The sequence below is a fragment of the Aquabacterium sp. genome, from assembly GCF_036279675.1.
In the GTDB taxonomy this organism is placed as follows: Bacteria; Pseudomonadota; Gammaproteobacteria; order Burkholderiales; family Burkholderiaceae_C; genus Aquabacterium.
In genome coordinates this window covers 31,554-51,211 of record NZ_DASUIS010000146.1, presented here as the reverse complement: position 1 = coordinate 51,211, position 19,658 = coordinate 31,554, and the positions used below count along the sequence as shown (strand labels likewise).

Genomic DNA, 19,658 nt, shown 5'->3' with positions numbered 1-19,658 from the left:
GCGTGCATACCTCGCATGTCTCGGGAAAAACTTGTCTGCTTATGTCTGATCGCAGCGTCTTTTTCGTGTCCGATGGCACGGGTATCACGGCCGAAACCATGGGGAATTCCATCCTCGCGCAGTTCGCCATCAAGCCTCGGCACGTGCGCCGCCCCTTCATCGACACGGTGGACAAGGCGCATCAGGTGGTGCGTGAGATCAACGCTGCCGGCTTGCGCGAGGGCAAACGCCCCATCGTGTTCACGACCCTGGCCAACGACGACGTGCTGGCGATCCTGCGCGGCTGCGAGGCCCGTGTGTTCGACGTGATCAAGACCTTCGTCGAGCCGCTGGAAGAAGAGTTCAACATGAAGTCCAACCACCGGGTGGGGCGCTTCAGCGATGCCAGCGTGGATCAGGAATACAACGACCGCATCGAGGCCATCAACTTTGCGCTGGAGCACGACGACGGGCAGTCTTCCCGCAGTCTGGAACTGGCCGATGTGGTCCTGGTCGGCGTGAGCCGTTGCGGCAAGACACCGACATCTCTCTATCTGGCGATGCAGCACGGCATCAAGGCCGCCAACGTGCCTTTGATCCCCGAGGATTTCGATCGCGGTTTTCTGCCCTCGATGCTCAAGCCTTACAAGAAGAAGTGCTTCGGCCTGACGATCGAGCCGAACCGCCTCAGTCAGATCCGCAACGAGCGTCGGCCAGGCAGCAAGTACGCCAGCCTGGAAAACTGCCGCCTGGAGGTGGCGCAGGCCGAGGCCATGATGCGCCGTGAGGGCATCGACTGGCTGTCATCCACGCACAAGTCGATCGAAGAGATCGCCACGACCATCCTGCGCGACATCCGCCCGGATCGCCTGATCTATTGAGATCTGGCCGCCTGGTATCGGGTGGCCATGTCGATGAAGTCGCCCAGGCGTGCCGACAGCGTCTCGGCTGTGGTCAGGGCTTCATCGCTTTGCTGGCGAGCCTGTTCCTGCGTCTGAACGGACAGCCGTGCCAGTTCGGGCGTATGCAGGTTCAGCGCCGTGCCCTTGATGTTGTGCGCCACCTTGGCCAGCGCGTCCATGTTGCGCGCCATCCGGGCTTGCTCAAGCTCTGTCTGAATCGCCGAGAGTGTGGGCGTCAGCATGCCAATCAGTTTGTCCAGCAGTTGAGGCTGGGATTGGAAGTACTGCTGCATCGCTTGCCAGTCAGTGATGTCCTGCTGCATGGAAGGCTCGGGCGTGTTGCCGCCAGTGAGTGGCTCGTCGTCTGAAGGTGGTGGATCCCCTGGGCGCCGACGGGCAAAGCGCCTGATTTCTTCGACCAGTGTATCGAGCATATACGGCTTGGTGACGTAGCCGACCATGCCTGCGCGTCGGGCTTGTTGTTTGGCCGTGTCAAAGGCGTGGGCGGTCAGGCCGATCACGGGCAGGGAGGGGGCGATGTGGCCGAGTGCCTGTGCAGTCTGGTAGCCGTCCATGATGGGCATCTGGATGTCGCACAGCACGAGATCGAAACTGGCCGGCCCTTGAACACGAACTTGTTCCAGTGCATGAGCGCCGTCAAAGGCAAAGCTCATGATGGCGCCTTCCTGCTCGAGCATCTGTTGCAACACCAGTCGGTTGACGGGGTTGTCTTCGGCAGCCAGGATGCGGATGCCTTCCAGGCGATGTGGGCTGCTTGCCGCAGGGTGGGCCAGACGGGTCTTGATGGCATTGAGCAACCTGAGCGGGCTGAGTGGCCCGGCCAGCACTGGCAGATCGTCTGGCATGCCTTCGGGAAAGGCCAGCGCCGTACTGGCGGGAGAGTTCACCACAATGGTGTGCCCGCTCTGGCGCAGGCGCGCCATCTCGCGGGGGGCGCATTGCGAGAGCGTCGAGGCGTCAACGATGAGCATGTCGAAGGCCTGGTTGGTGATGTCGGGCCAGTGCGCGTACTGCTGGGTGGGAACGTGGCGACACGTGAGCGCTTTGTGCAAGGCTTCGCTTTGTGCATCGACGGGCGCCAGCAATGCCACCCGCCCCAGTTGACGGACCTGCGCCCCCTCGGGGTGGAGCAAGGGCAGCTTGACCGTGAAGCAGGTGCCTTGCCCTGCGGTGCTGTGCACGTCGATGCGCCCCCGCATCAGGTCGATGAGCCGCTTGGTGATGGCCAGTCCGAGACCCGTGCCACCGGTCTGAAGCGGGTGGTTGCCATGAACCTGCACGAAGGGCTTGAAGAGCTGCGCCAGCTTGTCCGGTGTCATGCCCAGACCGGTGTCCTTCACCTCCATGATCATGTCTGGTGCGACGTAGTCGAGCGTCAGCGTGACCTGTCCTCGTTCCGTGAACTTGATGGCGTTGGAAAGCAGGTTCAGCAGGATCTGCGAGATGCGGGTGGCGTCGCCATGGAAGTATTGGGGCACGTTGGCGGACTCGTGGACAACGAGCGGCAGGCCTTTGCTCTGTGCCCGGATGGCCTTGAGCGTGAGCACATGTTCCAGCACCTGCCCGAGGTTGATGCGTTCGTAATGCAGGCTCAGCTTGCCGGACTCGATCTTCGAAAAATCCAGCACGTCATTGACCAGCGTGAGCAGGTGTTGCGCCGAATCCAGGATCTGCTCGAAGGTCCGACCCAGTGGCGTGGGGCCAGCTTGCCTGGCGCCGACCTGGGCCAGCCCGAACATGGCGTTCAAGGGTGTGCGAACTTCGTGGCTGATGTTGGCGAGGAATTCGCTTTTGGCTTGATTGGCAGCCTCGGCCGCCAGCTCCGCCTGCTTGATCTGGCTGATGTCGAACACGATGACCAGGAAGCCCTGCACCACGCCGTTGACGGTGTCGGGCAGGTAATGGGCTTCGCTGTGTCTGACCTCTCCGGGACGGCCCGGTACCGGGATCTGGCGTTCGAAGCGCTGGCGCTGGCCACTGAGGGCCGCTTCGATGTGCGGTCGATTGAGTTCGTAGAGTTCTGCGCCAAGCAGTTCCTTGATGTGTTTGTTGCGGAGTTCCTCAGGCGTCAGGCCAAACCATTCGCTGTAGGCACGATTGGCAAACCGGCTGTAGAGATCCTTGCCCCAGTACCCGATCAAACCTGGTATGCCATCCAGAATGTTCTGCAGGAGCCGTTCGTGTTCGGACAGAGCGGCCGTGCGTTCACGGACGCGCTCTTCCAGTGTTTCGGTGAGCTTGAGCACGGCATGCTCCGCCTTCTTGCGCGCCGTGATGTCCATGACGATGCCGGTATAGGTGGCCTGCCCGTTGTCTCGCGGCTTGCCTGGTTGGCCCCGCGACATCAGCCACCGCACGGTCCCTAGTGCTGGATTGGTTCGCCACTCGATTTCGAACGGCACCCGGCATTGACTGGCGGCAGCAATGGTCTGGCGCGCGTAGGTGCGGTCTTCCGGGTGGATGCTGTAGAGCCAGGCATCGTAAGTGGCTGGAATGTCCCTGCTCAAGCCGTAGAGCAGCCAGACTTCTGTCGACCAGATGTTTTCATTGCTGTCGAGGTGCCATTCCCAAATGCCGGCCTGCGCGGCAGCCAGTGCCATCTTCAGGCCCTCTTCGGTGGGGATGAAGCTGGTCGACGCAAGCCTGGGTTCCGTCAATGCCGGCATAAGCCTCCCGTTGCATTTTGCTGGGGGCGCACCGTACTGTGCGATACGCCCGAGACAGGGGGCTCGGTCTGGCACTGCGGCAGACGAAGCCGGCGAGCCCAGGCCGACTTCAGCAGCACATTAGCGCCGAACTGGCGGCTTGGCAACGACCCGGCTTGAGCCTGGTCAGTTTGTTGGCCACTGGAAACAGTTCGGCCCGCCCTGGTGTGGTGCACCAGGGCGGGCCGTTCAGGTCGGAGGCTGTCAGAATCAGCCCTGGTAGTCGCTCACGGGCACGCAGGAGCAGAACAGGTTGCGGTCACCGTAGACGTTGTCCACGCGGCCAACAGGCGACCAGTACTTCTGCTTGAGCAGGCTGGGCACCGGGTAGGCGGCCAGTTCGCGGCTGTACGCGTGCGTCCAGTCGGTTTTCAGCAGGCTGGCAGCCGTGTGAGGTGCGTTTTTCAGCGGGTTGTCGTCTTGCGGCAGCTTGCCTTGCTCCACCAGGCGAATTTCCTCGCGGATGGCGATCATGGCGTCACAGAAACGGTCCAGCTCGGCCTTGGATTCGCTCTCTGTGGGTTCCACCATCAGTGTGCCCGCCACCGGGAAGCTGAGCGTGGGGGCATGGAAGCCGTAGTCGATGAGGCGCTTGGCCACGTCTTCGGCGCCCACGCCACTGGCGTCCTTGAGTGGGCGGATGTCCAGAATGCACTCGTGGGCCACGCCGCCACCCTTGATGGTCTGGCTGCCGCCGCTGAAGTGGATGTCGTAGTGGTCAGCCAGGCGGGCCGCCACGTAGTTGGCGTTGAGGATGGCCACTTCAGTGGCAGCCTTCAGGCCCTCGGCACCCATCATGCGGATGTACATCCAGCTGATGGGCAGCACGGCGGCGTTGCCCAAAGGTGCGGCAGACACGGCGCCCACTTGCACCTCGGTGCCGATGCCGGCAGAGCGGTGAGCCGGCAGGAAGGGCGCCAGATCTTCGACCACGCAGACGGGGCCGACACCGGGACCACCACCGCCGTGAGGGATGCAGAAGGTCTTGTGCAGGTTCAGGTGGCTCACATCGCCACCGAACTGTCCAGGCGCAGCCAGGCCGACCAGGGCGTTCATGTTGGCGCCGTCAACGTAGACGCGGCCGCCGTGCTGGTGCACGAGCTTGCACAGCTCGGTCACGCGGGTTTCGAACACGCCATAGGTGGAGGGGTAGGTGATCATCACGGCGGCCAGGTTGGCGCTGTGCTGTTCGCACTTGGCCTTCAGGTCGTCGAGATCGACGTTGCCTTCGCTGTCGCACTTGGTGACCACCACCTTCATGCCCGTCATCTGGGCGCTGGCAGGGTTGGTGCCGTGTGCCGATTCGGGGATCAGGCAGATGTCGCGGTGACCCTGGCCCTTGGATTCGTGGTAGGCCTTGATGATCAGCAGGCCGGCGTATTCGCCTTGCGAGCCTGCATTGGGTTGCAGGCTGATGCCGGCATAGCCCGTGGCCTGGCTCAGCCACGCGCACAGCTGTTCGTCCAGCAGTTCATAGCCCTTGAGCTGGTCACGTGGGGCGAAGGGGTGGATGTGCGCGAACTCGGGCCAGGTGATGGGGATCATCTCGCTGGTGGCGTTGAGCTTCATGGTGCACGAACCCAGAGGGATCATGGTGCGGTCCAGCGCCAGGTCCTTGTCGGCCAGGGCGCGCAGGTAGCGCAGCATGTCCGTTTCGCTGTGGTGGGTGTTGAACACCGGGTGCGTCAGGAAGGCGCTGGTGCGGCGCAGCGTGGCGGGCAGGCCCAAGGCCACGCCGTTCTCGAACGCGGCGAACGAGGGCAGGGCCTTGCCGCCGGAGAAGACACTCCACAGGTCGATGATGTCGTTGCGGGTGGTGGTCTCGTCCAGCGAGATGCTGATGCTGTCGTTGCTGGCGTCACGCAGGTTGATGCCGAGCTTGCGGGCCGCTTCCAGCACGGCTTCGCGGTCTTCGGCCAGCACTTGCACCGTGTCGAACCAGGTGTCATGCACCAGCTTGCGGCCCAGCGATTTCAGGCCTTCGGCCAGGATCGAGGTGTAGGCGGCCACACGCAGGGCAATGCGCTTGAGGCCTTCGGGGCCGTGGTAGACCGCGTACATGCTGGCCACGACGGCGGGCAGCACCTGGGCCGTGCAGATGTTGGAGGTGGCCTTCTCGCGGCGGATATGCTGCTCGCGGGTTTGCAGGGCCAGGCGGTAGGCGGGGTTGCCATGGCTGTCCACGCTCACGCCCACCAGGCGGCCGGGCATGGAACGCTTGAACTCGTCCTTGGTGGACATGTAGGCCGCGTGCGGGCCGCCGTTGCCCATGGGCATGCCGAAACGCTGGGTGGTGCCGCAGGCGATGTCGGCACCCAGTTCGCCCGGAGGCGTCAACAGGGTCAGGGCCAGCAGGTCGGCGGCCACGATGGCCAGGGCGCCCTTGGCGTGCAGGGCATCAATCAGGGGCTTGAGCTCACGGACCTGACCGTTGACGCCAGGGTATTGCAGCAAGGCGGCAAAGCAGTCGTTGCCTTGCAGGTGTTCAACCAGTTGCGCGGCATGAACCAGGTCCACAGTGATACCCAGGGGCTTGGCGCGCGTCTGGATCACTTCCAGGGTTTGCGGCATCACGTCATGGCAGACCACGAATCGGGTGGACTTGCTCTTGCCGCCACGTGCGGCCAGCGTCATCGCTTCAGCGGCGGCCGTGGCTTCGTCCAGCATGGAGGCGTTGGCAATCGCCATGCCGGTCAGGTCGGTGATCATGGTCTGGAAGTTCACCAGCGCTTCCATGCGACCTTGCGAGATCTCGGCCTGGTAAGGCGTGTAGGCCGTGTACCAGGCGGGATTTTCCAGGATGTTGCGCAGGATGACTCCAGGCGTCAGCGTGCCGTAGTAGCCCTGGCCGATGAAGTTGCGCATCACCTTGTTTTGCTGGGCGATGGCCTTCAGCTCGGCCAGTGCCTGCGCTTCGGTCAGGGGGGCGGGCAACTCCATGGGGTTGCCGCGCTTGATGGTGCCGGGCACGATGCCGTCGATCAGGGCCTGGCGCGAGGCCACGCCGATGGCGCTGAGCATGAGTTGCTGCTCGTCGTCCCAGGGGCCGAGGTGGCGGGCCTGGAATTCGGTCGCGTTTTCAAGTTCAGCGAGTGTGGGCAGGTGGGTGTTCAGCATGGCGTTCGGCGGCATCGTTCGGGCGGGGCGCGGGATCAGGCGTTCTTCAGCAGGTCGTCGTAAGCGGTCGCGTCCAGCAGGGCGTCCAGCTCGGCCGGGTTGCTCAGCTTGACCTTGAAGAACCAGCCAGCGCCGGTGGGGTCGCTGTTGGCCAGGGCGGGGTCGTCACGCAGGGCTTCGTTGACTTCGGTGATTTCACCGGTCACGGGCATGTAGACGTCAGCGGCGGCCTTCACGGACTCGACCACACCGGCCACGTCCTTGGGGTTGAAGGTGGCGCCCACGGCGGGCAGGTCCACGAACACCACGTCGCCCAGGGCGTCTTGAGCGTGGTGGGTGATGCCGACGGTCGCGGTGCCGTCAGCTTCGATTTGCAGCCATTCGTGGTCGGGCGTGTACTTGATGGTCATGATGGACGTCCTAGGTATGAATTGATGTAGGTGGTGTGCCGAACGGCCGAGAGTATCCCTCAAGAGACCCTCAGGCCGATGCGGCCATGTCAGCGGTTTCAGCCGCGGTAGTAGCGGTTGGGCACAAAGGGCAGGTTGGTCACGGTCATGGCGACGCGCTTGTCGCGCACGATGGCGAAAACCGGGGTGCCGATCGCAGCTTGAGCGGTGGCCACATAGGCCAGGGCAATGGGCTGGCCCAGGCTGGGGCTGGGCGAGCCGCTGGTGACGATGCCGATATCCGCGCCGTTGGCATCCACCACCTTGGCACCTTCGCGCACGGGCATGCGTTCGGTGCTGATCAGGCCGACGCGCTTGCGGGCCGCGCCGTTGGCCAGCTGGCCGTCGATCACGCTGGCGCCAGGGTAGCCACCGGCACGGGCGCCACCGGCGCGGCGCACTTTCTGGATCGCCCAGGTGATGCTGCCTTCAACGGGCGTGGTCGTGGTATCGATGTCATGGCCGTACAGGCACAGGCCGGCTTCCAGGCGCAGGGTGTCGCGGGCGCCCAGGCCGATGGGTTTGACTTCCGGCTGGGCCAGCAGGGCGCGGGCCAGTTGCACGGCCTTGTCGGCAGGCACGGAAATCTCGAAGCCATCTTCACCGGTGTAGCCGGAGCGGGTCAGGAAGCAGTCGATGCCATCGAGCTCGAAATGGCCGCCTGTCATGAAGGTGAGCTTCTGCACGTCGGCGTTCAGGCGGGCCAGGGCGGTGACGGCTTGCGGGCCTTGCAGTGCCAGCAGGGCCTGGTCGGGCAGGGGCTGCACGGTGCAGCGGCTGCCGATGTGCTGCTGCATGTGGGCGATGTCCTGCGTCTTGCAGGCGGCGTTGACGACCACGAACAGGTCGTTGTCGCGGCGGGTGACCATTAGGTCGTCCAGGATGCCGCCTTGGTCGTTCGTGAACAGCGCGTAGCGTTGCTTGAACTTGGGCAGATCGACGATGTCCACGGGTACCAGGGATTCCAGTGCGGCATCAGCGCCTTCGCCCTTGAGCAGGACCTGACCCATGTGGGAAACGTCGAACAGGCCGGCAGCGGCACGGGTGTGCTTGTGTTCAGTCAGGATGCCGGTAGCGTACTGCACGGGCATGTCATAGCCGCCGAACGGGACCATCTTGGCGCCGAGTTCAACGTGCAAGGCGTGCAGGGGTGTCTTGAGCAAATCTGCGGACATGGCAAAAGCTGGCTGCTAGGCCAGTGGAGGGCATTCGATCTGAATCCGCCCCGGCATCTCAACTTGCGTTGAAGCCGGTTTGGTGCTGCCCTCTCTGTCCGCTTTACCTGAGAGATTGACCCCTCGCAACAACATTGGCCGTCGCGTTATGGGCTTGCCCCTTCGGTGGCCGGGCTCACCTTGCAGGATGCAGGGTCACGCGGCTCTCTCCAGTGAGGATCACGACAACCTGGGTTGCCGTGCTTGCCAGTCCTTTTGCCTGAGCGTTCGGGCGGTCAACTCGCGTTGGGTGGCCCTGCGCCTTCGGCGACCCGAGTGCCGTGCGGCTTGGCCGCGCGGTCAGGTTCTCTCCTGGCCGGGCGATTGTAAGGGAGGTTGAGGGGAAACACGATCTGCTTTTTGATCGGCCTCCCCCCGAGTGCGTGATGTGCGTGAAATCAGCCCGTGTTGCGCAAGGCTGCCGCGACGCCGTTGATGGACAGGTGGATACCCCGGCGGACACGCTCGGCCACCGTTTCCCCCTCGACTTCGGAGGCCCGGGTGTCGGGCGCCTTGCGATGGCGGCGCATCAGCTCGACCTGCAGGTGATTGAGCGGGTCGACATAGGGGAAGCGGTAGGCCAGGAAACTGGCCAGTTCGGGCTGGGTCTCCAGTCGGCCTTTCGACCCCGTGATGAGGTTGAGCGCCTGGATGGTCAGATCCCACTCTGCGCGGATCGCGGCCAGGATCTTCTTGCCCAGGCGTTTGTCTTCCACCAGATCGACATAGCGCGCCGCGATGGCCTGATCGCTCTTGGCCAGCACCATGTCCATGTTGGACAGCAGTGTCTTGAAGAAGGGCCACTGTTTGTACATGCGTTGCAGCAAGGCCAGTTGGGTCTTGCGATCACGGCCAGGCGCCGACAGGAAAGCCTCGATCGCCGAGCCCAGGCCGAACCAGCCGGGCAGGGCCACGCGGCATTGCCCCCACGAGAAGCCCCAGGGAATGGCGCGCAGGTCTTCGATGCGGCGCGTGGCCTTGCGAGACGCGGGCCGAGAGCCGATGTTCAGCTCTGCGATCTCCCGGATGGGCGTGGCCGAGAAGAAGTAGTCGGTGAAGCCCGGCGTTTCGTAGACCAGCTTGCGGTAGGCCTTCATGCTGGCCTGCGAGATGGCATCGGCCGCCTGCAGGAAGCTCGCGGGCACCTGGCGATCGGGCTGGATCAGGCTGGCTTCCAGCAGGGCCGATACGAGGGTCTCCAGGTTGCGGCGGCCGATTTCCGGGTTGGCGTACTTGGAGGCGATGACTTCACCTTGCTCGGTGAGCCTGAGTTGCCCGTTGACCGTGCCGGGTGGCTGGGCCAGGATGGCCTGATGCGATGGCCCGCCGCCTCGGCCCACGGTGCCGCCTCGGCCATGGAAGAGGCGCAGCCGGATGCCGGCATCCTTGCGCAATTGGTCGAACAGGGCCACCAGTGCCACCTCGGCTCGATACAGCTCCCAGTTGCTGGTGAACACGCCGCCGTCCTTGTTGCTGTCGCTGTAGCCCAGCATGATGTCCTGCTCGCCACCGGAGCGGGCCATCAGGCTTGAAATGCCGGGCAGGGCATAGAAAGCCTTCATGATCAGCGGCGCGTTCTGCAAGTCGGCAATCGTTTCGAACAGGGGCACGACGATCAGTTCCAGCTGAGATTGGGCATCGTCCAGCGTGCCCTGCATCAGGCCGCATTCCTTTTGCAACAGCAAGACTTCCAGCAGGTCACTGACGGTCTCGGTGTGGGAGATGATGTAGTGGCGAACAGCCTGTGGCCCGAGCTGCCGTCTGGCCACCACCGCGGCTTCAAAAATGGCCAGTTCACCCTTGCTCAGTTCGCTGTAGGCGCTGCCCACCACGCGCAGGGGGCGAGCTTCGTTCAGCAAGCGCAGCAGCAGGGCCTGCTTCTGGCTCTCGTCCAGCGAGGCGTAATCGGGCTCGACACGCGCCTTGGCCAGCAATTCACTGACCACGAGCTCATGTTGATCCGAGCTCTGGCGCAGATCCAGCGTGGCCAGGTGAAAGCCGAATACCTGCACGGCTCGCATGATGGGGCGCACGCGCAGGTCAGCCAGCACGGCCGCATGGTGGCCGCGCAGGGACGCGTCGATCACGGCGAGATCGGCCAGAAATTCCTCCGCACTGGCGTAGGGCTGGACCTGGGCGACGGCATGCCGCAGGGCCACGGTGCCGGTGAGTTGCTCGAGGGTGGAGGCCAGGCGCGCATAAACACCAGTCAGGGCGCGGCGATAGGGCTCGTCGGAGCGATGCGGGTTGTGGTCCGGCGAGCGCTCGGTCAAGGCCTGCATGTCGGCGCTGACATCAATCAGCCTGCCGGACATGGACAGCTCTGCGCCCAGTTGATGGATCTCGGCCAGATAGTGACGCAGGGCCACTTCGGACTGACGTGCCATGGCCAGCTGCAAGGTTTGCGCGGTGACGTTCGGGTTGCCATCGCGGTCGCCGCCGATCCAGTGGCCCATGCGCAAAAATGGTGCGATGTGGCGCCCCGGCAGAGCGCGCTCCAGTTGCCCGTACAGCTGGGGAATCTCGCGCAGGAAGGTGGCGTGGTAATAGCTCAGCGCGTTCTCGATCTCGTCGGCCACGGTGAGCTTGGAAAAGCGCAGCATGCGTGTCTGCCAGAGCTGGGTCACACGGGCGCGCAGAGCCAGTTCCAGGTCCACCTGCGGCGTGTCGGCATGCTCGTCAAGCAGGGCAATCAGTTCGGCCACGCCGCGTTCGGCGTCCAGGATGGACTTGCGTTGTACTTCCGTGGGGTGCGCCGTCAGAACCGGTGCGAGGTAGGCCCCATTCAAGAGGCCGGCAATGTCGTCGGCATGGATGCCCTCGTCGGCGAGGCGCTGAAAGCACGCGGCCAGCGAGCCGGTCGCCGGTTTGAGACTCTGGCGGGCGGTGCGCAACTGGTGGCGGTCTTCCGCCAGGTTGGCCAGGTGTGAGAAATAGCTGAAGGCGCGGATGACCGAGACGCTCTGGTCGGCCGACAAGCCTTTGAGCAGTCGATCCAGATCCTTGCCGGCCTGATCGTCACGCTTGGTTCGATAGGCGACCGCCAGCTGGCGAATGCGTTCAATGAGGTCGTAGGCCTCTCGACCCTCCTGCTCGCGAATCACATCGCCGAGGATGCGCCCAAGGAAGCGGATGTCTCGCAGCAGAGGGGCGTTGTGTCGCCTGGCTGATTCGGGTGTGCCGGTCTTGCGAGCCGATGGGCTCCTGGCAGCGGTGGTGCGCGTTTTGGGCGTGGTGCGGGGTGTGGCCTGGGTTGTCATTCGATGGTGTTCGATGGGTGGCAGGGCAAGGGCGGACAGGGGTAGCGTCCGCCCTTGATCACATCGCACACATCGTGCCAGGGTTTGCACCCTGCGCGCATCACTTCATCAGCAAATGTGGCAACCACAGGGACAATGGCGGCCAGTAGGTGACCAGGCCCAGGAAGACCAGCATGGTCAGCAGCCAGGGCCACACGGCCACCGTCAGCTCCGTGATGCCCATCTTGGTGATGCCCGAGGCCACATACAGGTTCAGCCCGACCGGAGGGTGGCACATGCCGACTTCCATGTTCACCACGATCAGGATGCCGAAGTGGATGGGGTCGATGCCCAGCTTCACGGCCACGGGGAACAGGATGGGCGCCATGATCAGCACGATCGACGAAGGCTCCATGAAGTTGCCCGCCACCAGCAGCAGGATGTTGACCACCAGCAGGAAAGCAATCGGGCCCAGACCCATGCCCACCAGCCAGTCAGCCAGTTGCTGCGGGATGTTCTCGTTGGCCAGCACGAAGCTGAACAGCACCGCGTTGGTGATGATGTAGAGCAGCATCGCGCTCATGTTGGCCGAGTTCAACAACACGCGGGGCACGTCCTTCAGGCCCATGTCCTTGTAGACGAATACGGCGATGATGAAGGCGTACACCGCAGCCATGGCGGCCGCTTCGGTCGGGGTGAACAGGCCGGTGTAGATCCCGCCCATCACCACCACGATCAGCAGCAGACCCCAGAACGAGTCTTTCAGCGCCTTCAGGCGTTGCGCAAACGTGGCCTTGGGCTGGCGAGGGTAGCCGAACTTGCGTGCGCGCCACCAGGTGGTGAAGCCCAGGAACAGGGCCAGCACGATGCCGGGCACCACGCCTGCCAGGAACAAGGCGCCCACGGACGTGTTGGTGGACACCGAATACATCACCATCACGATGGATGGCGGGATCAGGATGCCCAGGGCACCCGAGGTGGTGACCACGCCCGCACCAAACTTGTTGGGGAAGCCTGCCTTGGCCATGGCCGGCAGCAGGATCGAGCCGATCGCCACCACCGTGGCTGGCGAGGAACCGGACACCGCCGCGAACAGGGCGCATGCCAGCACGCCAGCCAGCGCCAGGCCGCCATGCCAATGACCCACCATGCTGGTGGCGAAATTGATCATGCGCTTGGCCACACCACCGTGGGTGAGGAAGTTGCCAGCCAGGATGAAGAAGGGGATCGCCATGATCTCGAACTTCTCGATACCGGTGAACAGTTTGAGCGCCACGGATTCCAGCGGAACCTCGGTGAAGCCAAAGATGAAGGTGAGAACCGTGAGGCCCAGCGAGATGGACACGGGCATGCCCGTGAGCATCAGTGCCAGCAGCACGGAGAAGATGATGATGCCGTTCATGTGCTGCTCCTTCAGGCCTTGGCCACTTCTTCGTCCAGACCGTCCACGTGACCGTGGTCATGGTGTGGCAGCTCACCTGTCTTCGCGAAGTTCCATGCCACCTGCAGGAAGCGGAAACACATCAGCGACGAACCCAGTGGGATGGCGGAGTAAATGATCCAGGTCTGCCATTCCAGGTCGGGGGTGGTCGGGCCTTCTACGAGGTCGGTCATGTCCAGGTGAAGCGCGTTGAACAGGGCGTAGTGCGCGCCGTTTTCCCAGACGAAGCTCGCGCCCATGGTGGCCACGGTGCCCGTGAACAGGGCGCCCGCCATCAGGCCGAACAACACGAAGACCTTGCGTTTGGGTGTGGACAGTTGGTTGATGAGCACGTCAACTCCCACATGGATGCCGGTGCGCACGCCATAGGCGGCACCAAACTTGGCCATCCACACGAAGAGGTAGATGGTGGCTTCCTGTGCCCAGGCGAAGTTCAGTGTCAGCAGCCAGTCCTGTATGGGGCTTTGGACGCCCACCAGATAGCGGTGTAACACCGAGGTAAAAATGATCAGCGTGGCGGCGCCCATGAACGACGCGATCAGCCACTCTTCCAGATGGTCAAGCCATTTCATGATGGGCTCTCCTGTTCAAAAAAAAGCCCACGACCTGGCGTGGGCTGAGGTGCAGTCAACCCGCCTGATCACATCTTGCTGGGATCGAAGTTGGTTTCCTTGTAGATGGCCTGGATGACGTCGTCGCCAATCCGTGATGCCATTTGCTTGTGCACGGGCATCAAGGCCTTCTTGAGCAGGAAGCGCTCGCCCATGGTGGGCTTGTAGATCACGGTCTTGCCGGAGGCCTGAACCTTGGCCAGCGCGTCCTGGTTGTCCTGGAAAGCCACATCGTTGGCGACCTGGGTGGACTCCGTCATGGCCTTGGTCAGGGCGGCACGAATGTCGCTGGGCAGGCCCTCCCAGAACTTCTTGTTGACCACCACCGCGTAGCCCAGGTAGCCGTGGTTGGTGACGCTCAGGTGCTTTTGAACCTCGTGCATCTTCTGGGTGTACAGGTTGGAGGGCGGGTTCTCGGTGCCATCCACCACACCGGTCTGCAGGGCCTGGTAGGTTTCAGAGAAGGCCAGCACCTGAGGCAGGGCGCCCAGTGCCCGCATTTCCGCGTCCAGCACCTTGGACGACTGGATGCGCATCTTCAGGCCGCGGTAGTCTTCCACGCTCTTCAAGGGGCGGTTGGCGGACATGACCTTGAAGCCGTTGTCCCAGTAGGCCAGACCATGGATGCCGCGTGATTCCAGCTTCTTGAGCAGACCCTGGCCGATCGGCCCGTTGGTGACGCGGTGCAGAGAAGGGTAATCGTCAAAGATGAAGGGCAGGTCGAAGACTTCGAATTCCTTCACGCCCAACGGGGCGAACTTCGACAGCGAGGGCGCGAGCATCTGGACAGAGCCCAGTTGCAGGGCTTCCAGCTCTTCCTTGTCCTTGTAGAGCTGGCTGTTGGGATAGACCTCGACCTTGACGCGGCCTTTGGTCAGCTCCGCCGCACGTTTGGCGAAGAATTCAGCGGCCTTGCCTTTGGGCGTATCGACCGCCACCACGTGGCTGAACTTGATGACGATGGGGGATTGCGCGAATGCTGCAGGCAGGAGCGTGAGCGAGGCCGCGATCGATGCGGCCATCGTCAGCATGTTGCGACGCAGCAAATGACGGGACTGACGGTTGAACATGATGGCGTCTCCGTTTGGTTTTGGATAGGCTCATTGTTCAACCAGCCACGTGCGGTGCAAATTGTGGAGTTCCACATTCCTGCGAATGCGGCTCGTGCGACATCCTTGCCAGCGCCTAGACTGCCGACATGACAGACAAGTCAAACAACGCCTTTGCACCCAGCGTGCGTGTCCCGCAGCGGCCGGCGATGGCTGTGCCGCCCAGGCCACGTCTCCAGCTGTGGGGGTCGCGCCTGGCCTTGATGCCATCCATGTGGGCCTGGCCCCTGGTGCTGTCGCTGTTGCTGGTGGGAGGGGTGATGGTGTGGCTGCGGGCCAAGGAAGTGGCCGACCTGGAGTCGCAACGCGCCGACATGATTTCCGACGCCTTGTCGCTGGAGGCCCAGATCACCAGTCGCCTTGACGATGAGACCGGCAAGTTGCGAGCGCTGGCCAACGAAATCGAATCGCACACCATGACGCAAGATGCGTTTTCGCGGCACGCCCTCGTGCTGGACGGACTGCGGCGCTTCTGGGTCAGCCTGACCTGGCTGGGTGACGACGGTCGGATCATGGCGCATTTGCCGGACGACACACTGCCCGCCCGCGATGCACTTCGAAACAGTAGTGATGAAGGTGGCATGGCCGGGCACCTGTCCGTGTCGCTGCCTGGGCGAGCCGATCACCCCGGCGGCATGCTTGTGGCGCGGTATTCCGCCGCAGCCTTGTTGCGCCAGAAGGTACCCTGGTGGCTGGCGAGCAAATACGACATCCGCCTGGTCGATGAATCGGATGAGGTGATCGCCGCCACGGTGGATGGCCCTCGTCGCGCGGTTCAGGCCTGGTACAGGGTGTCCATGGCACCGACCTTGCCCAACGCCTGGCTGGAGTTGAGCTCGCGAGAACGCATCACACCCTGGTGGCGCACCATGCCCATGGCCTTGATGGGCGGCTTCGTGCTGCTGCTCGGCGTGGCCAGCTTCATGCTCCGGCGCCAGATGCAGAGCGTGTCCCGCGCGGAGGAAGCCTGGCGCACGGAGGCGGCCTGGCGTTCAGCCATGGAGGACTCTCTGGCCGTGGGCATTCGTGCCCGCGATCTGCAAGGGCGTCTGGTGTATGTCAACAAGACCATGGCCGACATGGTGGGCTACCAGCCCGACGAGTTGATCGGTCTGATGCCGCCCATGCCTTACTGGGTGCCCCACGAGCTCGATCAAAGCATGCGTCGTCATTTGCGCAACATGGCGGGCAAGGCGCCGCGCGAGGGTTACGAGTCACGCTGGCAGCACCGGGATGGGCGCCTGGTCGAAGTCATGGTGTTCGAAGCACCCCTGGTGGACGCCAAAGGCGTGCAGATCGGCTGGATGGCCTCGGTGCTCAACGTCACGGAACGCAAGCGCATGGAAGAGCGTGAGCGCAAGCAACTGGAGACCATGGCCCACCATGCGCGCCTGACCATGCTGGGCGAGGTGGCCTCCACGCTGGCGCACGAACTCAACCAACCTTTGACGGCGATCGCCAGCTACAACGCAGGCTTGCTCAATGCGCTGGGGCCCCGTGATGACCTGGATCCTCAGGTCATGAAGGCCCTGCAGACCATGGGCGAGCAGGCCAGGCATGCCGGTCGCATCGTCATGCGCATCCGGGAGTTCCTGACTCGGCGTGAGCCACAGCGAGAGCCCTGCCGCATCATGGATGTGATCGAGTCCGGCGCAGGCTTGCTCAAACGCGATCTGTCCCGGCATCAAGTGCGGCTGGACATCCATGGCGATGACACCTTGCCAGCCGTATGGGCCGATCCTGTGCTGATCGAGCAGGTGGTGGTCAACCTGGTTCGCAACGCCTGCGACGCCTTGGCGGCCGGACCGGCGCCCAGGCACATTCAGGTCTCGGCGACGCAGTCAGGCGGGTTTGTGCGCGTGAGCGTGACCGACAACGGACCAGGGCTACACGGCCAGGACAGCGAGCGACTTTTCGCACCCTTCTACTCGACGAAGTCAGAGGGCATGGGCATGGGCCTGGCCATCTGCCGCTCGATCATCGAATTGCACTACGGCGCACTCGACGCATCGGATGCGCCTGAGGGTGGCGCCACCTTTTCATTCAGCTTGCCCATTCACCACGAGGATGAGCCGGGCAAGGACGCGGGAGAATCATCTTGACAATCCATCACTCGGCTTCAGGGGGGGGCGTGGTCTACCTGGTGGATGACGAAGCCGTCGTCAGGGATGCGCTGGTGTTCCTGTTGGGCTCCAGAGGGCTGGTTGTGCATGCGTTCGACAGCGGCCTGGCTTTGCTGGATTTTCTGGCGCGCAGCGGCACGCCGGTGCAGGGCGTGTTCGTGCTCGATGTGCGCATGGAGCCCATGTCTGGCCTGATGCTGCATGAGTCCCTGCTGGCCATGGGCGTGCACAACCCGGTGCTGTTTCTCAGCGGCCATGGCGACATTCCCATGGTGGTGGAAGCGCTCAAGAAGGGCGCCTTCGATTTCCTGGAAAAGCCCTACAGCGACAACACCCTGGTGGACCGTATCGAACAGGCACTGGCCGTGGAGGCCGCATCCAGAGCGCAGAACGCCCAGTCGCAGGAGCGGCAGGCCCGACTCGCCAGCCTCAGCGAGCGCGAGCAGGAGGTCATGACGCGTGTAGCGGCAGGCAAGCTCAACAAGGTGATCGCGGACGAACTGCACATTGCCGTTCGTACCGTGGAAGTGCATCGCGCACGTGTTTTCGCCAAGCTGGGCGTCCGTTCTGCCGCGGAACTGGCGGGCTGGCTGGCAAGCGGGTGATTCCGTGACAGCCATGGGGTGGACGACGACAAGTGCATGCCCATGAGCAGGTGAAACCCTTTGCCGATTGATGTGGCGCGTTTGGTAGATTGGCGCACTGATTTCAAGGATGGACTTCTCGATGCCCCGTATTCTTTCCCGTGCACGTTTCGGCAAACTGATGGCCCTCGGTGTGGCCGGTGTGGTGAGCACGTCTGCCTGGTCCGCCCAGACGGCCTGCGTGTTCGACATCGTGGGCACGACCGGGCCCGCCTATGCTGCAGCCAAGGACTTCGTGCTGGCCATGCAGAAGCTCAACATGGGCATCGACATCGAACTCAAGGCCTACACCGACGAGCGCGTGGCTGCAGAAGACTTCCGCAGTGGCCAGTGTGATGCGATGGCCGTCACATCCTTTCGCAGCAAGCCCTACAACCTGGTAGCCGCCACGGTGGATGCCATGGGTGCGACGACCTTTGCCCGTAACGGCAAGATCGACATGGACGCCAGCTACGAGATCTTGCGCAAGGCCATCGAGATCTTTGCGTCGCCCGCGGCTTCCAAGATGATGGTGCAGGACAAGTACGAGGTGGCCGGCATCGTCCCCATGGGCGCGGCTTATCCCATCGTGAATGACCGCAAGATCAACAGCGTCGAAGCAGCGGCTGGCAAGCGCATCGCGGCACTGGATGTGGACCGTGTGCAGACCATGGCCATCACGCGCATCGGGGCACAACCGGTGCCCGCTGACATTACCAATTTCGCCAGCAAGTTCAACAACGGGCTGGTGGACGTGATTTTCGCGCCGGCCCTGGCTTACAAACCCCTGGAGTTGTACAAGGGCATCGGCACCAAGGGCGCCATCTCTCGCATGCCGATCACGTTCCTGACCTACCAGATCATCATCAACAAGAACAAGTTTCCGGCAGGTACGGGCCTGAAGTCGCGTCAGTACTGGCTCAGCCAGTTCGAACCGACCATGAACATGATCCGCCGTGCCGAGGCCGAGTTGCCCGCCAAGGTCTGGATGGAGATCCCTCCGGCCGACCTGGCACGCTACATCCACATGCTGCGCGATGGGCGTGTCGAGATCGCTGAAGCCGGTTTGTATGACAAGAAGGCACTCAAGGTGCTCAAGCGCATCCGTTGTGACATGAATCCGGCTGATTCAGAGTGCACCAGCCCGCTGGAAACCGAGTGGCCGGACAAGCCCAAGGCCGTACCGGCCAACTGACGCGATGACGGGGTGGGGCAGGAGGCTGTGCCCACCGACCTCACCGGGGCTGTTGGCCGAATTTGCCTGCGTTGCGCTCCAGCACCCGCTCGATCACGTCAACAAGCACCTGCGTCTGTTGTTCCACCTCGATGTTGAGGCGATCTCCCGTCTTGTATTGAAACAAGCCGGTGACGCGGATGGTTTCCGGAATCAGGTTGACGCGGCAATATCCGCGTTCCGCATCGGCCTCGGCCAAGGTCAGGCTGCATCCGTTGATGGACAGAAAGCCCCGTGGGAACAGGTAGCGGCGCCAGGGATCGCGCACATGCAGTTCAACGTGGGCACGGGGGCCCTCCAGCACGATGGAGCTGATGCGGGCGGTGTCGGACACGTGGCCGTACATCGCGTGGCCGCCGTTTTCATCGCCTTGACGTGCGGAGCGCTCGATGTTGACCACGTCGCCTGCGCGGCGGTCGCCCAGGTTGGTTCGCTCCAGGGTGGCGTTGATGGCGTCAAACGAGATCAACTCGCCGTCGATGGCGACCACACTGAGGCAGACGCCGTCGACGGACACGCTGGCGCCGATCTGCAGATCGTGCAGCAAGGCCTGCGGAATGCGCAGGGTGAGGTGCAAGCCACTGATGGTCGGGGTGAGGGTGACGACGCGTCCGAGGCCCTGGACGATACCGGTATACATGATCGGGCAATCCTGTTGTTCAAGCCAATACGCCATTATCGTTGCAGCGCAGCATGGCCAGCTTGAGGGTGGGTGTATGCACAGGCTGTGAAATAGGTCCGACCTGGGCCATTACAAGGGGCGAGAAGGCCTGTTTTTTCCCCGTGAAAGCGATAGACCACAAGGTGATATGGCGTCCTACACTGGGCCATATTCAGGTTTCCTGCTGCGCGGCGAGCCTGTCGATCGTGATCAGGCATGATGCGGTGCAG

Annotated in this window: 13 protein-coding genes and 2 riboswitches; of the genes, 4 read left to right on the top strand and 9 right to left on the bottom strand. The window is 63.2% G+C overall.

Annotated elements, in window-relative coordinates:
- Positions 1–41: 41 nt before the first annotated feature.
- Positions 42–860: a posphoenolpyruvate synthetase regulatory kinase/phosphorylase PpsR gene (ppsR, locus tag VFW93_RS16805; RefSeq protein WP_329695104.1), complete on the top strand. Its 819-nt coding sequence runs from the start codon at positions 42–44 to the stop codon at positions 858–860.
- Here ppsR and VFW93_RS16800 read toward each other — a convergent pair.
- From VFW93_RS16800 to VFW93_RS16765, 8 genes are all read right to left on the bottom strand, one after another.
- Positions 854–3,568, bottom strand: coding sequence for an ATP-binding protein (locus VFW93_RS16800; protein ID WP_329695103.1), 2,715 nt, complete (start codon positions 3,566–3,568; stop codon positions 854–856). The genes ppsR and VFW93_RS16800 overlap by 7 nt on opposite strands.
- A gap of 249 nt (positions 3,569–3,817) precedes the next feature.
- Positions 3,818–6,724, bottom strand: a complete 2,907-nt coding sequence (gene gcvP, locus VFW93_RS16795; RefSeq protein ID WP_329695102.1) for an aminomethyl-transferring glycine dehydrogenase — start codon at positions 6,722–6,724, stop codon at positions 3,818–3,820.
- A 35-nt stretch (positions 6,725–6,759) separates the two neighbouring features.
- Entirely contained in the window at positions 6,760–7,134 is a 375-nt protein-coding gene (gene gcvH / locus VFW93_RS16790) for a glycine cleavage system protein GcvH (protein ID WP_329695101.1), read from the bottom strand.
- A 98-nt stretch (positions 7,135–7,232) separates the two neighbouring features.
- Positions 7,233–8,348, bottom strand: coding sequence for a glycine cleavage system aminomethyltransferase GcvT (gene gcvT, locus VFW93_RS16785; RefSeq protein WP_329695100.1), 1,116 nt, complete (start codon positions 8,346–8,348; stop codon positions 7,233–7,235).
- Between the two features lie 84 nt (positions 8,349–8,432).
- A riboswitch (glycine riboswitch) is annotated at positions 8,433–8,571 on the bottom strand.
- A gap of 14 nt (positions 8,572–8,585) precedes the next feature.
- Positions 8,586–8,712: riboswitch (glycine riboswitch) on the bottom strand.
- Between the two features lie 73 nt (positions 8,713–8,785).
- Complete coding sequence (gene ppc / locus VFW93_RS16780; RefSeq protein ID WP_329695099.1) at positions 8,786–11,647, bottom strand: phosphoenolpyruvate carboxylase; 2,862 nt, start codon at positions 11,645–11,647, stop codon at positions 8,786–8,788.
- Between the two features lie 100 nt (positions 11,648–11,747).
- Positions 11,748–13,028 carry a TRAP transporter large permease subunit gene (locus tag VFW93_RS16775; protein ID WP_329695098.1) on the bottom strand — a complete coding sequence of 427 codons (1,281 nt, stop codon included), beginning with the start codon at positions 13,026–13,028 and terminating at the stop codon, positions 11,748–11,750.
- An 11-nt stretch (positions 13,029–13,039) separates the two neighbouring features.
- The gene (locus tag VFW93_RS16770) at positions 13,040–13,639 is read right to left on the bottom strand and encodes a TRAP transporter small permease (RefSeq protein WP_329695097.1); all 600 of its coding nucleotides are present in this window, start codon (positions 13,637–13,639) and stop codon (positions 13,040–13,042) included.
- 68 nt (positions 13,640–13,707) lie between these two features.
- On the bottom strand, positions 13,708–14,709 hold the full coding sequence (locus VFW93_RS16765) for a TRAP transporter substrate-binding protein (RefSeq protein ID WP_329695153.1): 1,002 nt from the start codon (positions 14,707–14,709) through the stop codon (positions 13,708–13,710).
- Positions 14,710–14,876: 167 nt separating this feature from the next.
- Between VFW93_RS16765 and VFW93_RS16760 the strand changes: the two genes are divergently transcribed.
- The 3 genes from VFW93_RS16760 (at position 14,877) to VFW93_RS16750 (ending at position 18,728) form a co-directional block, all read left to right on the top strand.
- Complete coding sequence (locus VFW93_RS16760; protein ID WP_329695096.1) at positions 14,877–16,889, top strand: sensor histidine kinase; 2,013 nt, start codon at positions 14,877–14,879, stop codon at positions 16,887–16,889.
- Complete coding sequence (locus VFW93_RS16755) at positions 16,886–17,515, top strand: response regulator transcription factor (protein ID WP_329695095.1); 630 nt, start codon at positions 16,886–16,888, stop codon at positions 17,513–17,515. The genes VFW93_RS16760 and VFW93_RS16755 overlap by 4 nt, the downstream gene beginning before the upstream one ends.
- A gap of 121 nt (positions 17,516–17,636) precedes the next feature.
- The gene (locus VFW93_RS16750) at positions 17,637–18,728 is read left to right on the top strand and encodes a putative solute-binding protein (protein ID WP_329695094.1); all 1,092 of its coding nucleotides are present in this window, start codon (positions 17,637–17,639) and stop codon (positions 18,726–18,728) included.
- Positions 18,729–18,768: 40 nt separating this feature from the next.
- Here VFW93_RS16750 and VFW93_RS16745 read toward each other — a convergent pair whose 3' ends face one another.
- Positions 18,769–19,407, bottom strand: coding sequence for a riboflavin synthase subunit alpha (locus tag VFW93_RS16745; protein WP_329695093.1), 639 nt, complete (start codon positions 19,405–19,407; stop codon positions 18,769–18,771).
- Between the last annotated feature and the right edge of the window lie 251 nt (positions 19,408–19,658).